The organism is Intrasporangium sp. DVR (genome assembly GCF_040365325.1).
GTDB lineage: Bacteria > Actinomycetota > Actinomycetes > Actinomycetales > Dermatophilaceae > Intrasporangium.
Window position 1 is genome coordinate 122,356 of record NZ_BAABZW010000013.1, and the last position, 13,937, is coordinate 136,292.

The window sequence follows — 13,937 nt, forward strand, 5'->3', positions numbered from 1 at the left end:
GTCAGGACCACGGCGTCGCCGGCCGCTCGACGGCCACCCCGTCCACGGTGAGGTCCACACGCTCACCGTAGAAGCAGATGAGACCGGCCACGGGCGTCGCGTCGTGAAGCGGATCCTCGTAGGCCCACGCCAGGTCGGGGACGATCGTGTCGCCCGCCCGCGCCGACCAGTAGGTGGCGACGCCCTTGTACGCGCAGACGGTGTGCGTGTCGGAGGGGACGAGCAGGTCCTGCCGGACGTCCTCCCTCGGCAGGTAGTAGCGCGCCGGCAAGCCCGTCTCGAAGAGCAGCGTGGGCCGTCGTGAGTCGGCGAGGATCTGGCCGTGGACCGCGATCACCACGTGTCGGGAGCTGCGCAGGCAGTCGATACGGCTGAAAGGGTCATGCGGATGGCCCATCACCGGCTCGTCCTCCTCGGTCCACTGCGAGAAGGCGTCCCAGTCCAGCACCACGTATCCGTCGAGGTCCGGGTCGGCAGGCTGGAACGCCGCGCCTGGGAGGTCGCCCCATCCGCCCCGGACCGTCAGCGGAGACCCGGGCGCCGTGTGCACTGAGAACGGCGTGCGCGGGTCGAGGACGGGCGGGCCGTCGCTCCCTACTGCCGCGGCCTGATCGCTGCCCACCGGTGCGTCCCAGGGGACGAGCCGACCCGCGATGTCCGCCGCCGGCACCGCATAGCTCGGGATGACTCGGCGTGGTTCCCAGACGAGCCGCGCCCGTGTGGAGTCGACGATCGTCACGCCGGCTAGGACCGCACGGACCCGCTTCTCCACGGGGTGGGTGCGCAGCTCGGGAAGGGCCCGACCGAGCACCCTCGTCATTCGCAGGGCCATGCGCCACCGTATCGCGGCGAAGAAGCCGGCTCACAGGGCCGCGTCAGGCTGGGCTCCCGTCCACTGGACCGCCTCGGCCCCGGCGCGGTTGGCTGCCTCGAGGGCCTCCCGCCGCGTCCCGCCGGCCGCGAGCGCTGCCGCGAGGGCACCACAGAAGGCGTCGCCGGCACCGACCGTGTCCACGACGTCAGCGTCATCGAGCCGTATGCCGCTGACCTCCTCCCCGTCCCACCTGGCCCCCGCTGCCCCGAACGTCACGAGCAGCGACCCGGGGATGAGGTCGGAGTCGGCGAGCTCGCGCATCTCGGACTCGTTGACGACGAGGGGGTCGGCGAGATCGATGACGTCGTGGGGCAACCAGGTGTACGGCGCGAGGTTGATGATGACGCGGGCGCCCGCCTCCGCTGCCTGCCGGGCGGCCCCCGCGACGACGGCAGCGGGGACCTCGAGGGTGCACAGCAGGACGTCTCCGGGGCCGAGGGCCGCGGCGGTCACGGACTGCTCCTCGACCCGCTCGTTGGCTCCGGGGACGACGATGATGACGTTCTCGCCGTGCTCGTCGAGGGTGATGTAGGCGGTTCCCGTGGGCGCGTCGGCGCACTGCGGGACCTCGGTGCGGACACCGTGGCGGTTGAGCCGGTCGAGGTAGGCGGCGCCGGCGTCGTCGGCACCGACCCGACCGATCATGACGACGTCAGCCCCCGCGCGTCGGGCGGCCATCGCCTGGTTGCCGCCCTTGCCGCCGGCGAACCGTCCGGCCGACTCGCCGAGGACGGTCTCACCGGGCCCCGGCAGCCGAGCCACCCGGGTGACCACGTCGACGTTGAGCGAGCCGAGCACGGCGACGCGCCCCATCAGCGAGCCCCCGCCTGGCGAAGGATCGACTCTCGCCACAGGTCGACGTAGCGGTCGTGGTCGACGCCGAGCGCCACTCGCACCCGAACCGGCGGTTCACCGTGCGGGTCGTGGGACAGGTCGCCGCTCCAGTCGCGCCGGTCCACGATCGTGCGGCCCCGGGACCAGTGGCCGGCGAGCTCGACCCGGATCGGCAGCACCTGCGTGGTCAGGGCATCGGGGTCGATGACGGCGCAGACCGCACCGGCGTCGCCGATCGTCGCCGCATCGCGACCGAAGCGGTCGCACTGGAACTGGATCAGCCGGCCGGCCAGCTCGGCCCCGGTGCCGCCGCCCACCGCGACGAGCTCGGCTGCCTGCTCGCGGCTCACCACCGGGTCGTAGAAGACGTCGAGCCCGTACATCGTCACCGGGATGGACAGCTCCGCTGCCGCATCGAGCGCGATGGCGGCGGCCTCCGGGTCGTGGAAGACGTTGAACTCCGCCGACGCGGTGGCATTGCCCACCTGAGCGGCCCCACCCATGAAGACGATCTCCGCGATCCCCCGGGCGACGTCAGGGTAGGTCCGCAGCAGCAGGGCGATGTTGGTCATCGGCGCGGTCGGGACGACCGTCACGTGCTCGCCGGAGGCGGCGGCGGCCAGGCAGACGTCGCGCAAGAGCTCGACGGCGTGACGGGTGTCGGGCTGCACGGTCGGGCGCCGCCAACCGAGGTCGCCCATGCCGTCGTCACCGTGGACGTGCCTCGCGTCGTGCGGGTGCTCGAGCAGGGGCCGGGCCGCCCCGCGGGACACCGGCACGTCGGTCCGCCCGACCGTCTCGAGCACGCTCAGGGTGTTGCGGACGACGTCGTCAACGGGCGCGTTGCCACCGACACACGTGACCGCACGCAGGTCGAGGGCAGGATGCGTCGCGGCCAGCAGGAGTGCACAGGCGTCGTCGACCCCGGTGTCGACATCGAGGACGATCGGTTTCGGCTCTCCGGTCACATCGGCAAGGTATCGCCCCGAACCCGTCCCCCGTCGAGGCCGGAGACCCACGGCTCCGTGGGTATGGGCGGGGCGTGCTCGTGACCCGACCTCGCAACCGCTCCCGATCGTCCACCATCGCCGCCCTGGTGGTCGCCGCGCTCGCCTCGGCGTGCACCGGCCCGAGCGGCACGCCCACCCCGGTGGCGCCGACCGGAGCGGCGTCAGCGCCGGCCGGGGCGACCACACCGGCTGCCACCGGTGCCACGACCGCATCGTCCACGGCGACGCCGACCTCCCCCGCACCATCCTCCGGCCCGACCTCCCCACCGCCGGATGACCCGAGCTCCGAGCGGTGCGCCCGCGCCATCGTGCAGGACATGACCGCGGCACAGCGCGCCGGCCAGCTCATCATGGTCGGGCTCGACGCCAACGCCGCACGCGGCAGCCTCGACGGGCTCATCCGCGACCGCCACGTCGGTGGTGTCATCCTGCTCGGCGGGTGGTCGGGCGGAGCGGACGTGGTCCGGGCCACGACGAAGCACCTCAACTCCGTCGCCGACGGCTCGGGTGGCGCTCCCGGGCTGCTCCTCGCCGCCGACCAGGAGGGCGGCCGCGTCCAGCAGCTCCGTGGCGACGGTTTCACTCGGATCCCGAGCGCCCTCGACCAGGGGTCGCTGGCACCGACCGAGCTGGCGCGCCGGGCGAAGACGTGGGCGCAGCAGCTGCACGCGGTCGGGATCAACGTCAACCTGGCTCCCGTCGCCGACACGGTTCCTGCGAGCATCGGGCGCGACAACGACCCGATCGGCCAGTGGGACCGCCAGTTCTCGTCCGATCCCGACGTCGTGGCCAGCCGGGTCGCGGCGTTCGTCGAGGGAATGCACCAGGGACGGGTCGCCACGGCCGTCAAGCACTTCCCCGGCATCGGTCGGATCACGGGCAACACCGACCTCACGACGGACGGGATCGTCGACCGGACGACGACACGGACGGACAGCTTCCTGCGTCCGTTCGCCAGTGGCGTCAAGGCCGGGACGGATCTCGTCATGGTCGGGTCGGCGGTCTACAGCCGCATCGACCCCGGAGTGCAGGCGGTGTTCTCCCGGCGCATCGTGACCGACCTGCTGCGGGGCCGGCTGGGCTATCGGGGTGTCGTGGTCACCGACGACGTCGGCGCCGCCAAGGCCGTCGCAGACACCCCTGTGGGGCAACGGGCGACGAGGTTCGTCGAGGCCGGTGGCGACATCGTCCTGACGGCGCGGCCGAGCACGGTCCCGACCCTGCATCGTGCGCTGACCAGCCGGATGAGCGCGAACGCCCGCTTTGCGTCGAAGGTCTCCGCGGCAGCGACCCGCATCATGACGCTCAAGGCGGCTCTGGGTCTCGTCGGCTGCGACTGACCTCCCCGCCACCCTTCGCATTCGATGTGATCGATCGAGGAATGACCCGATCGATCACATCGAACCGCAGGGCTTGGGTCAGGACTGGACCAGCTCGACCGGCATCGACGAGTCCGTCGGCAGGCTGAGCTCGCTCGGCTCGCGCCCCTTGGCCACGATCTGCGCCCCGAGCGCCGCGACCATGGCTCCGTTGTCGGTGCACAACCCGGGGCGGGGGACGCGCAGTGCGATCCCGGCCTTCGCGCACCGCTCCTCCGCGAGCGCCCGCAGGCGGGAGTTGGCCGCGACGCCACCGCCGATGAGGAGGTGGTCGACCCCGTGGTCCTTGCAGGCGAGGACCGCCTTGCGTGTCAGCACGTCGACGACGGCCTCCTGGAACGATGCGGCCACGTCGGCCACCGGCACCGACTCGCCGTCCCGGTGCCGCGTCTCGACCCACCTCGCCACGGCGGTCTTGAGGCCGGAGAAGGAGAAGTCGAAGCGATGGCGGTCCATGTCGCGGCCCGAGGTCAGGCCACGGGGGAAGTCGATGGCGATCCGGTTGCCTTCACGCGCGGCCCGGTCGATGTGCGGGCCGCCCGGGAAGGGCAGGCCGAGGACTCGGGCGACCTTGTCGAAGGCCTCCCCCGCGGCGTCGTCCATCGTCGAGCCGAGCGACCGGACGTCGTTGGTGACGTCGGGCACGAGGAGGAGCGACGAATGTCCACCTGAGACGAGCATGGCCATCGTCGGCTCGGGCAGCGGTCCGTGCTCGACGATGTCGACCGCCACGTGCGACGCGAGGTGGTTGACCCCGTAGATCGGCCGGTCGAGCGCCACCGCGAGGGCCTTGGCCGCGGCCACCCCGACGAGGAGCGAGCCGGCGAGACCCGGGCCCGAGGTGACGGCGATCGCGTCCAGGTCACGGAGGCCGACCCCGGCGTCGTGACACGCCCGCTCGATCGTCGGCACCATGGCCTCCAGGTGGGCACGGCTCGCCACCTCGGGGACCACCCCTCCGAAGCGGGCGTGCTCGTCGACGCTGCTGGCGACCGTGTCGACGAGCAGGGTCTGCCCGCGCACGATGCCGACCCCGGTCTCGTCGCACGAGGTCTCGATGCCGAGCACGAGGGGTTCGTCAGCCATGGGTACCTCCGATGAGCTTGCGCATGACGAGGGCGTCGACGTCACCCGGTTGGTAGTAGCGGCGCCGCACCGAGATGACGTCGAACCCGGTCCGCTCGTAGAGGCGCCTCGCCGGGTCGTTGTCGGCGCGGACCTCGAGGAGCAGCGCCGTCGCGCCGTGCTGCTCGGCCCGTCGCACGAGGTCGTCGAGGAGCCGTCGGCCGAGCCCACGCCCCTGCACCTCCGGAGCCGCGGCGATCGTCATGATGTCGGCGACCTCCCCCGCCACGTCGATGCCCCCGTAGCCGACGACCCGGTCGCCGTCGACCGCGACGACGTAGTCCCGTCTGGGCCGGGCGGCGAGCTCGGCCCACCACGTCTCGGCGGACCAGGCGTGGTCGGCGAAGAGGTCGGTCTCGAGCGCCGCGACCGACTCGATGTCGGTCCACTCGAGCTCGCGGAGCAGCGCGCCGCTCATCCGAGGGTGGACTTCTGGCTGGGTGGAGCGCTCGAGACATCCGGCCGGCGCAGATAGAGCGGCTCCAGGCCGTCCAACGGGTCACCGGTGGCGAGCCGGCGGACGGCGAGGTCGGCGAGGGCGCCCGCCGACACGTCACGAGGGAGCCGTATGCCGCTGGGCTCGCTCCCGTCGTCGGCCGACGTCGCGAACTCGGCCGGGTAGAGGAGCGGGCCACGGCCGGCCGCGGGCAGGCTCCGCCAGGCGATGTCGAGGTCGGCAGGCCGGCTGACGACAGGCCCGGCCAACCGGGTGAGCCCGCGGTCGTCGAGGACGAACTCAGCGGCATACACCTCCTTGCGGCGGGCGTCGGTGGCGACGAGGAGGCCGCCACGGCGACCACCCAGCCACGCCTCGTGCGCGAGGGCGTCGAGGCTGCACAGGCCGTGGACCGGAAGCCCGAGCGCGAAGGCGAAGGTGCGGGCCGACACGATCCCCACGCGCAGGCCGGTGAAGGGCCCGGGACCGACACCGACGACGACACCCGTGACGTCACCCGGTGCCGCCCCCGCGTCGTCGAGGACGGACCGGATCCCGGGCGCCAGGTGCTCGGCATGGGCCCGGGCGTCGAGGGTCGCTGCTTCGCCGACGACCCGGGCGCCGTCGTGCAGCGCGACGCTGATCGCCGTGGTGGAGGTGTCGATGCCGAGGATGAGCACGGTGGTCAGGCTATCCGGCCCCGACCGGATGGCCCGAAAGCCGCTCGTCAGCTGTGCGCGGCGGGGGCCGGCGGCTGCACCCGCGGCACGCGCGGAGCGGTCGCGGGCCGGTCGAGGAACCCTGCGGCGAGGAAGAGCAGCGCGAGCACCGTGAGCGGGACCACCACGGCCCCGGTGGAGGTGCCCAGCAGGTCCCGCATCGCGGGTCCCTCAACGCTCGACTCGGTGAAGAACCGGATCACAACGAGCGTGAACGGCAGAGCCGCGTCCGCGAGCAGGAGCTCGGCGGCGCGCATCGGGCGACGCAGACCGAGGACCGCGATGGGCAGCGCCAGCACGAGGGCGATGATCGGGACCGACGGGAGCTCGATGTCAACGAAGAGCGTGATCGCCGCCCAGGCCGTGAAGACGACCAGGGCCGCGACGAGGACCATGAGCGCCACGGGCTCGGACCGCGCCGCGAGGAGGCTCAGGCCGACGATCGGCCCGAGCACCGCGGCGGCGATCAGGACGGCGGTCCAGCCGCCCGGATCCTCGAAGGCGTAGCCGAGGGCGAAGAGCACCCCACCGAGGACGAACAGGGACGTGAGTGCCACAGCGGTTCTGCGAAGGATGGTTGCGAGTGACATGGGACAACACCTGCCTTCCTGCTTTCAGGCTGGTGCGGACCGGGGGTCCCGCGGCAGGGCCGAAAGACCCGGTCTGCGTCTCAGATCGAGGCGAGCACCGAGTCGCTGAGCCGCTCCCACCGTGGCCCGACGGCGTGGAGACGCGCCGTGCGCACCTCTTCGCCCGTGAGCGTGATGCCCAGGCGGTCGCTCGACAGCTGCTCGGCCATGCCCGCTCCCCACTCGATGACGGTCACGCTCTGGTCGAGATCGGCGTCGAGGTCGAGGTCGTCCAGCTCCATGGCGCTGCCGAGACGGTAGGCGTCGACGTGCACCAGCGCCGGACCGCCCACCAGCGAGGGGTGGACGCGGGCGATGACGAACGTCGGTGACGTGATCGGCCCGCGGACGCCGAGCCCCTCTGCCAAGCCCTGCGTCAGCGTGGTCTTGCCCGCTCCGAGGTCGCCGGTGAGGACGAGGACGTCCCCCGCGCGCAGGAGCCGGCCGAGCCTTCTGCCGAAGGCCCGGGTGTCCTCTGGCGTCTCCAGCATCACCTCACGACTCACGGTGTACCTCCTCCTTTGATCCTGCTGCGACCTTGGCTCGACGCAGCCGAGCCAGCGCTCTGGCCCGCTCGGCCCTGGCCGCCTCGTCGGCCTCCAGCTCGATGCGGCGCTGACGGCGGTTCTTCGCGACGTCCGTGACGACCTTGCGCACCCGCGGCCGACGGGGCAGGTCCATGTGCTCCTCGCGGGCGCGGACGCCCTCTTCGACCAGCTCGAGCAGGTGCGCGCTGAGGAGGTCCGGGTGCTCGAGCATGATGATGTGCCCGGCGTCGTTGACGACGACATGCTCCGCACCCGGGATCCCCTCGACGATGAGCTCGCTGTGCGCCGGCGGGGTGAGGACGTCCTCACGGCCGTTGAAGACCAGGGTCACCGAGTCCTTGAACTCGGCGAGCGCGGGCCGCTTGTCGAAGCCGTCGAAGGTCAGCAGGTAGTCGTTGATGACGTCGAACGGGGTGCTGAGGAGCATGTCGGCGGTGTAGCGGACCACCTTGCGCGGCACCGGTGACGCGAAGGAGTTCTGGTCGACGAGGAACTCCTCGACGTCGCGACCGACGCGGCGCAGACGTCTGACCAGCTCGGGCCGCTCCCCGAGGGGACCGAGCAGGGACGGACCCAGGCGCTCGAGCAGGAGCCGGCCCAGCGTCGCGCTCCGGCCGCCGTTGGCAAGGGTCAGCCCACCCGCGCTGGTGCTGATGAAGGCTGCCCCCACGACGCGGTCACGGATGAGGTCAGGGTGTCGTTCGCCCAGGGCGAGCATGGTCATGCCGCCCATCGAGTGGCCGGCCAGGACGAGGCGGCCCTCGGGCACGGCGTCCTCGATCACAGCCCGGAGGTCCTCGCCGAGCTGGTCGATGACATAGGAGTCGCTCGCACCGGGGCCGGACTGGCCGTGGCCTCGGTGGTCCCAGCTGACGACCCGGAAGCCGGCCGCCTTGAGCGCCCGCCGCTGGTACACCCAGGACTTGAGGCTCAGGCAGTAGCCGTGGGTGAAGACCACGGTCGGCAGCCGGGTGGGGTCGTCGCCGCGGGTGAGGCCCGCGGCAGCGGCGGCAGCCGCCTCCGGCGCCGGCTCGTCGATCTCGAGGTGCAGCGCGACTCCGTCCGAGGTGAGCACGACCCGCTCCTCGTCCGGCGTGATCTCGAGCTGCTCCGTGGTCTCCAGCGCGTCGAGCGCCGCCCGGTGCCGTCCCGCCCGGTCGGCAGCGATGCCCGCTGCCACGCCGGCGGCGACACCGGCGGCACCGAGGACGATGCCGAGCAGTGGGTTCCGGCTGGCCGGGCTCATGCGCCGGCTCCCTGGTCGGACCCGCCGCTCCAGAGTCTGGGGACCCGGGCCCCGATCCGGGCGACGATCTCGTAGCTGATGGTGTCGGTGGCGTCGGCCCAGTCCTGCGCCGTCGGTCCCTCGGACGGACTGCCGAACAGCGTCACCACGTCGCCGGCGACCGCATCACTGCCAGGACCCAGGTCGACGACGAACTGGTCCATGCAGACCCGGCCGGCGACCGTCGTGGACAGGTCCCCCACCCGCACCGGGCCGACGTTCGTCGCCTCGCGCGGAATGCCGTCGGCGTAACCCGCGGGGACCAGACCCACGACGGTGTCCGACTCGGGTGCGTAGACGTGCCCGTAGCTGATGCCTCGACCCGCGGGCCACCGCTTGACGAGGGCGAGCCGCGCCCGAAGCGTCATGACCGGGCGCAGACCGAAGTCGTCGTCGACCTGGGGCACCGGGGAGAGGCCGTAGATCGCGATCCCCGGCCGCACGAGGTCGGCGTGCGCGTCGGGATGGACCAGGGTCGCCGCCGAGTTGGCCAGGTGCCGCACCTCCGGGCGGACGCCGGCCCGCTCGGCGAGGGCGACGGCCTCGAAGAACGTGTCCTGCTGCGCGAGGACGGTGGGGTGCTCGGGCGCGTCGGCCATGGCGAAGTGCGTCCAGACCCCGACGACGGAGATCGCGCCCTCGGCCTCCAACCTCCGGGCATGGACGACGAGCGCCGGCCAGTCGGGCCCGTGGGCGCCGCCCCGACCCAGTCCGGTGTCGACCTTGAGGTGCACACGGGCGGATCGGCCCTGCTCCCGCGCTGCCGCGGCGATGGCGTCCAGGGTCCACGGCGCCGACGCGGACAGGTCGATGTCGCGCCGGACCGCCCCGGAGAAGTCGCTGCCCGGCACCGAGAGCCACGCGAGGAGCCGTGTGGTGACACCGGCGTCCCGCAGCGCGCAGGCCTCGGCCAGCTGGGCGACACCGAGCCAGTCCGCGCCGGCCCGCACGGCGGCCCTGGCCACCGGCAGGAGGCCATGCCCGTAGGCGTCGGCCTTGACGACCGCCATGAGCTGCGACTGCGCAGCCCGGGCACGCAGGGTGCGGATGTTGTGCTCGAGGGCGTCCAGGTCGATCTCCGCCCAGACGGTCAGTCCGGCGGTCGTGTCAGTGGAGTTCATCGAGCGCATCTTCGCACGGGTCGACGGTCGCGCCGCGCGGCAGTGACCTGATACTCGTTCACCGTTGGCTCCGGGATCCGCCCGGGCTACCTCAGGAGTCCCTCAGGGCCGCCTCAGGGCTGCCTCAGGGCTGCCTCAGGGCTGCCTCACGTCTCACGCCGGCCTCCACCGAACGGACACTGGACTCCCTGCGGGCGCTCCCCTCAGGCCCGCCGGAGCAGGTCGCGGATCGTCGGCCGCAGCGCCTCGGCCACGGCAAGGGCGCGCAGCGGCCCTCCGCCGGAGGCGCGGTCGGCCGCGACACCGTGGACGAGGGCGGCGAGCGAGCCGGCGTCGAGCGGGATGAGCCCCGCGGCGAGGAGCATCCCCGCGACGCCGGCCAGCACGTCACCCGCGCCCGCCGTGGCCAGCCAGGCCGGCGCCTCGGCCTGGGATCGGACGGGTCCCTCTGGGTCCGGGCCCACGACGAGGGTGGTCGACCCCTTGAGCAGCACCGTCGCACCGGTCCGCTCGGCCGCGAGGCGGGCATACCGGACCGGCTCGCGCTCCACCTCCGCCCGCGTGACGGGCGCCGACCCGTCGAGCCGCGTCAGCAGCCGGGCCAGCTCGCCGGCGTGCGGAGTGAGCAGGGTGGGCGCGTCGCGGTGTCCGTCCAGCAGGTCGAGACCACCGGCATCGACGACGACGGGCAGGTCGCCGGCGACGGCGTCACGCGCCCCCTGCAGCTGCGCAGCCGCCCCGGCCCCGGTCGACTCGGGATCGAGGCCGGGCCCGATGAGCCAGGCCTGGACCCTGCCCTCGCCGACGACGGCCTCGGGGACCGCTCTCCGGACGAGCTCGGTGGGCGTCGGTGTGCCGACGTAGCGGACCATGCCGACGCCCGACTCGACCGCGGCGGTCACCGCGAGCACGGCCGCCCCCGTGTAGCGCTCACCGCCGGCGACGACGCCGAGCACGCCTCGCGAGTACTTGTCGTCGCCCGGTCCCGGAACCGGCCAGAGCCCCGCGACGTCGTCATGGTTCAGCCGCTCCACAGCCGAGGACACCTCATCGGTGTCGAGCCCGATGTCGACGACCGTCAGCCGCCCGGTGGCTCCCTCTCCTGCCGGCAGCAGATGGGCCGCCTTGGGGACACCGAACGTCACGGTCTCGTCAGCCCACACGGCGTCCCCGTCCGGGTCGAGACCGTCAGGGTCCAGGCCGCTCGCGACGTCGACGGCAACCACCCAGGCGTCATCGGCGATCGCGTCGACGAGACCGGCAGCCGCGGGACGAAGTCCGGGCCGGCCGCCGATACCCACGATGCCGTCGAGGACGAGGTCGCCCTCGGCGACCGCCCGGGCCGCCCGCGACGGGTCCTCCGCCGCGACGACAACCGCAGCCCCGGCCAGCTCCGCGGCCTGCAGGCCCGCCTCGTGCACACCGGCGCGGCCGGAGTCCGGCAACAGGACCACAGCGCAGGCAAAGCCTGCGTCGGAGAGGAGCCCAGCGGCATACAGCGTGTCTCCCCCGTTGTCACCGGCGCCGACGAGCGCGACGACGGTGCGACCGTCCCGTTCGGCCAGGCGGGCCGCTGCGACCCCGGCGAGCCCCTCGGCAGCACGCTGCATGAGCTCACCCTCCGGCAGCTCGGCCATGGCCGCCGCCTCGGCAGCGCGGACGTCGGCGACCGACAGTGCCCTGATCATCAGCCCTCCGCGATGACGATCGCCGACGCGATGCCGGCGTCATGGGACATGGAGACGTGGAAGCTGTCCACGCCGAGGTCGTTGGCCCGAGCCTGGACCGAGCCACCGATCTCGAGGGACGGCTTGCCATCGTCGTTGGTCACCACACGCGCATCCGTCCAGTGCAGGCCCACCGGGGCGCCGAGCGCCTTGGCGAGGGCCTCCTTCGTGGCGAACCGGGCCGCCAGGGAAGCGATGCCGAGGCCGCGTTCCTCCGGCGTGAAGAGCCTCTCGAGCAGGGCGGGGGTGCGCTCCAGCGTCTCGTGGAAACGCGCGATGTCCACGACGTCGATGCCGACACCGATGATCACGTCAGGCTCGTTCTCGCCCGGTCGCGTGGCCCGACAGTGCGCTGGTCACTCGACCGTGACCGACTTGGCGAGGTTGCGCGGCTGGTCGACGTCGAGGCCCTTGGCCGTCGAGAGCCAGAGGGCGAAGACCTGCAGCGGCACGACGGTGAGGAGCGGAGCCAGCAGCTGCGACGTGGCAGGCACCCTGATCACCTCGTCGGCGAACGGGGCGACCGACTCGTCGCCCTCCTCGGCGATGACGAGCGTGCGCGCCCCGCGGGCCCGGATCTCCTGGATGTTGGAGACGACCTTGCCGTGGAGGCCGTGCTCGCTCGACGGCGACGGGACGATGACGAAGACCGGCTGACCGGGCTCGATGAGCGCGATCGGCCCGTGCTTCAGCTCCCCGGCCGCGAAGCCCTCGGCGTGGATGTAGGCCAGCTCCTTGAGCTTGAGCGCACCCTCCATGGCGACCGGGTAGCCGACGTGGCGCCCGAGGAAGAGGACCGAGCGGGTGTCGGCCATGAACTTGGCGATCTCCTTGACGCGGTCCATCCGCCCGAGGAGGGTCTCGATCTTGGCGGGGACCTCGCCGAGCTCCTTCATGACCGCCTGAGCATCATCGGCGTAGGCGCCGCCACGGAGCTGGGCGAGGTAGAGGCCGAGGATGTAGGACGCGGTGATCTGGGCCAGGAATGCCTTCGTCGACGCGACCGCGATCTCCGGGCCGGCGTGGGTGTAGAGCACGGCGTCCGACTCACGGGGGATCGTCGAGCCGTGCGTGTTGCAGATCGAGATGGTCAGGGCGCCGAGGTCCCGGGCGTGCTTGACGGCCATGAGCGTGTCCATGGTCTCGCCCGACTGGCTGATCGAGACCACCAGCGTCCGCTCGTCGACGATGGGGTCGCAGTAGCGGAACTCGTGGGCGAGGGCGACCTCGACGGGGATGCGGGTCCAGTGCTCGATGGCGTACTTCGCCGTCATCCCCGCGTAGGCAGCGGTCCCGCACGCGACCACGGTGATGCGGTTGACGTCGCGGAGCTTCTCCTCGGGGATGCGCAGCTCGTCGAGGACGAGCCGCCCGTCGGGGTCCGTCCTGCCGAGGAGCGTGTCGCGGACCGCGTGCGGCTGGTCGTTGATCTCCTTCTCCATGAACGTGTCGTAGCCGCCCTTCTCGGCGGCAGCGGCGTCCCACGTCACCTCGTAGGCCTTGCCGTCGGCGGGGGTGCCGTCGAAGTTGATGACGGTGGCCCCGTCCGGGGTGATCGTGACGATCTGGTCCTGCGCGAGCTCCAGAGCATGCCGCGTGTGGCCGATGAAGGCGGCGACGTCGGAGCCGAGGTAGTTGGCGTCGTCGCCGAGGCCGACGACGAGCGGGCTGTTGCGTCGGGCCCCGACGACGACGCCGGGCTGGTCGGCGTGGATCGCGAGGAGGGTGAAGGCTCCCTCGAGGTCGGCGACGGTGGACTGCATCGCCCGGGTCAGGTCTCCGCTGCGCTCGTAGGCCTCGGCCAGCAGGTGCGCGACCACCTCCGTGTCGGTCTCGCTCGTGAAGGCGACGCCCTTGTCGATGAGACCGTTCTTGAGGGAGTGGAAGTTCTCGATGATGCCGTTGTGGATGAGCGCGAGCTTGCCGTCGGCCCCGCCGCGGTGCGGGTGGGCGTTCTCGTCCGTCGGCCCGCCGTGCGTCGCCCAGCGGGTGTGCCCGATGCCCGTCGAGGAGACGGGCATGGGGTGCGACTCGATCTCCGCCTTGAGGTTGGCCAGCTTGCCCGACTTCTTGCGGGTCTCCACGTGGTCACCGTCGATGAGCGCGACCCCGGCGGAGTCGTATCCCCGGTACTCCAGACGGGCGAGACCCTCCATGACGACATCGAGCGCCGTGCCGTCCTGGGCCCTGCCCACGTAGCCAACGATTCCGCACATGCGGAACAGCCTAAGGGACCCTCACTCGGCCCGA

General features: G+C 72.4%; 14 protein-coding genes. 1 reads left to right on the forward strand and 13 read right to left on the reverse strand.

Annotation, left to right across the window (positions count from 1 at the left end):
• Nucleotide 1: 1 nt before the first annotated feature.
• The 3 genes from ABWV20_RS10225 to ABWV20_RS10235 are packed head-to-tail and all read right to left on the reverse strand — an operon-like array spanning nt 2 to nt 2,676.
• The gene (locus ABWV20_RS10225; protein ID WP_353355048.1) at nt 2-832 is read right to left on the reverse strand and encodes a DUF427 domain-containing protein; all 831 of its coding nucleotides are present in this window, start codon (nt 830-832) and stop codon (nt 2-4) included.
• A gap of 30 nt (nt 833-862) precedes the next feature.
• On the reverse strand, nt 863-1,687 hold the full coding sequence (locus tag ABWV20_RS10230) for a ribokinase (RefSeq protein ID WP_353355049.1): 825 nt from the start codon (nt 1,685-1,687) through the stop codon (nt 863-865).
• On the reverse strand, nt 1,687-2,676 hold the full coding sequence (locus ABWV20_RS10235) for a nucleoside hydrolase (RefSeq protein WP_353355050.1): 990 nt from the start codon (nt 2,674-2,676) through the stop codon (nt 1,687-1,689). The genes ABWV20_RS10230 and ABWV20_RS10235 overlap by 1 nt, the downstream gene beginning before the upstream one ends.
• An 80-nt stretch (nt 2,677-2,756) precedes the next feature.
• Between ABWV20_RS10235 and ABWV20_RS10240 the strand changes: the two genes are divergently transcribed.
• Nucleotides 2,757-4,058 (forward strand): glycoside hydrolase family 3 N-terminal domain-containing protein, encoded by a 1,302-nt coding sequence (locus ABWV20_RS10240; RefSeq protein WP_353355051.1) that lies wholly within the window; start codon nt 2,757-2,759, stop codon nt 4,056-4,058.
• 78 nt (nt 4,059-4,136) lie between these two features.
• Here ABWV20_RS10240 and tsaD read toward each other — a convergent pair whose 3' ends face one another.
• The 10 genes from tsaD to glmS all read right to left on the reverse strand — a co-directional run bounded on the left by tsaD (nt 4,137) and on the right by glmS (nt 13,903).
• Nucleotides 4,137-5,183 carry a tRNA (adenosine(37)-N6)-threonylcarbamoyltransferase complex transferase subunit TsaD gene (tsaD, locus tag ABWV20_RS10245; RefSeq protein WP_353355052.1) on the reverse strand — a complete coding sequence of 349 codons (1,047 nt, stop codon included), beginning with the start codon at nt 5,181-5,183 and terminating at the stop codon, nt 4,137-4,139.
• On the reverse strand, nt 5,176-5,640 hold the full coding sequence (gene rimI / locus ABWV20_RS10250) for a ribosomal protein S18-alanine N-acetyltransferase (RefSeq protein ID WP_353355053.1): 465 nt from the start codon (nt 5,638-5,640) through the stop codon (nt 5,176-5,178). The genes tsaD and rimI overlap by 8 nt, the downstream gene beginning before the upstream one ends.
• Nucleotides 5,637-6,338, reverse strand: a complete 702-nt coding sequence (gene tsaB, locus ABWV20_RS10255) for a tRNA (adenosine(37)-N6)-threonylcarbamoyltransferase complex dimerization subunit type 1 TsaB (RefSeq protein WP_353355054.1) — start codon at nt 6,336-6,338, stop codon at nt 5,637-5,639. Before tsaB ends, rimI begins: the two co-directional genes overlap by 4 nt.
• Before the next feature lie 47 nt (nt 6,339-6,385).
• Nucleotides 6,386-6,967, reverse strand: coding sequence for a hypothetical protein (locus ABWV20_RS10260; protein ID WP_353355055.1), 582 nt, complete (start codon nt 6,965-6,967; stop codon nt 6,386-6,388).
• Between the two features lie 80 nt (nt 6,968-7,047).
• On the reverse strand, nt 7,048-7,497 hold the full coding sequence (tsaE, locus tag ABWV20_RS10265) for a tRNA (adenosine(37)-N6)-threonylcarbamoyltransferase complex ATPase subunit type 1 TsaE (RefSeq protein WP_353355198.1): 450 nt from the start codon (nt 7,495-7,497) through the stop codon (nt 7,048-7,050).
• Nucleotides 7,498-7,501: 4 nt separating this feature from the next.
• On the reverse strand, nt 7,502-8,800 hold the full coding sequence (locus ABWV20_RS10270) for an alpha/beta fold hydrolase (RefSeq protein ID WP_353355056.1): 1,299 nt from the start codon (nt 8,798-8,800) through the stop codon (nt 7,502-7,504).
• Nucleotides 8,797-9,960, reverse strand: coding sequence for an alanine racemase (gene alr, locus ABWV20_RS10275; protein ID WP_353355057.1), 1,164 nt, complete (start codon nt 9,958-9,960; stop codon nt 8,797-8,799). The genes ABWV20_RS10270 and alr overlap by 4 nt, the downstream gene beginning before the upstream one ends.
• 203 nt (nt 9,961-10,163) lie before the next feature.
• Entirely contained in the window at nt 10,164-11,648 is a 1,485-nt protein-coding gene (locus ABWV20_RS10280; RefSeq protein WP_353355058.1) for a bifunctional ADP-dependent NAD(P)H-hydrate dehydratase/NAD(P)H-hydrate epimerase, read from the reverse strand.
• On the reverse strand, nt 11,648-11,998 hold the full coding sequence (locus ABWV20_RS10285; RefSeq protein WP_353355059.1) for a holo-ACP synthase: 351 nt from the start codon (nt 11,996-11,998) through the stop codon (nt 11,648-11,650). The genes ABWV20_RS10280 and ABWV20_RS10285 overlap by 1 nt, the downstream gene beginning before the upstream one ends.
• A 45-nt stretch (nt 11,999-12,043) precedes the next feature.
• On the reverse strand, nt 12,044-13,903 hold the full coding sequence (gene glmS / locus ABWV20_RS10290) for a glutamine--fructose-6-phosphate transaminase (isomerizing) (protein WP_353355060.1): 1,860 nt from the start codon (nt 13,901-13,903) through the stop codon (nt 12,044-12,046).
• Nucleotides 13,904-13,937 lie beyond the last annotated feature (34 nt).

Bases quoted from the DNA above. Each gene is read 5' to 3' on its own strand.
- ABWV20_RS10260 (WP_353355055.1), bottom strand. From the start codon at position 6,967: ATGTCACTCGCAACCATCCTTCGCAGAACCGCTGTGGCACTCACGTCC.
- glmS (WP_353355060.1), bottom strand. From the start codon at position 13,903: ATGTGCGGAATCGTTGGCTACGTGGGCAGGGCCCAGGACGGCACGGCG.
- tsaD (WP_353355052.1), bottom strand. From the start codon at position 5,183: ATGGCTGACGAACCCCTCGTGCTCGGCATCGAGACCTCGTGCGACGAG.
- rimI (WP_353355053.1), bottom strand. From the start codon at position 5,640: ATGAGCGGCGCGCTGCTCCGCGAGCTCGAGTGGACCGACATCGAGTCG.
- alr (WP_353355057.1), bottom strand. From the start codon at position 9,960: ATGAACTCCACTGACACGACCGCCGGACTGACCGTCTGGGCGGAGATC.
- ABWV20_RS10225 (WP_353355048.1), bottom strand. From the start codon at position 832: ATGGCCCTGCGAATGACGAGGGTGCTCGGTCGGGCCCTTCCCGAGCTG.
- tsaE (WP_353355198.1), bottom strand. From the start codon at position 7,497: ATGCTGGAGACGCCAGAGGACACCCGGGCCTTCGGCAGAAGGCTCGGC.
- ABWV20_RS10270 (WP_353355056.1), bottom strand. From the start codon at position 8,800: ATGAGCCCGGCCAGCCGGAACCCACTGCTCGGCATCGTCCTCGGTGCC.
- ABWV20_RS10230 (WP_353355049.1), bottom strand. From the start codon at position 1,687: ATGGGGCGCGTCGCCGTGCTCGGCTCGCTCAACGTCGACGTGGTCACC.
- ABWV20_RS10280 (WP_353355058.1), bottom strand. From the start codon at position 11,648: ATGATCAGGGCACTGTCGGTCGCCGACGTCCGCGCTGCCGAGGCGGCG.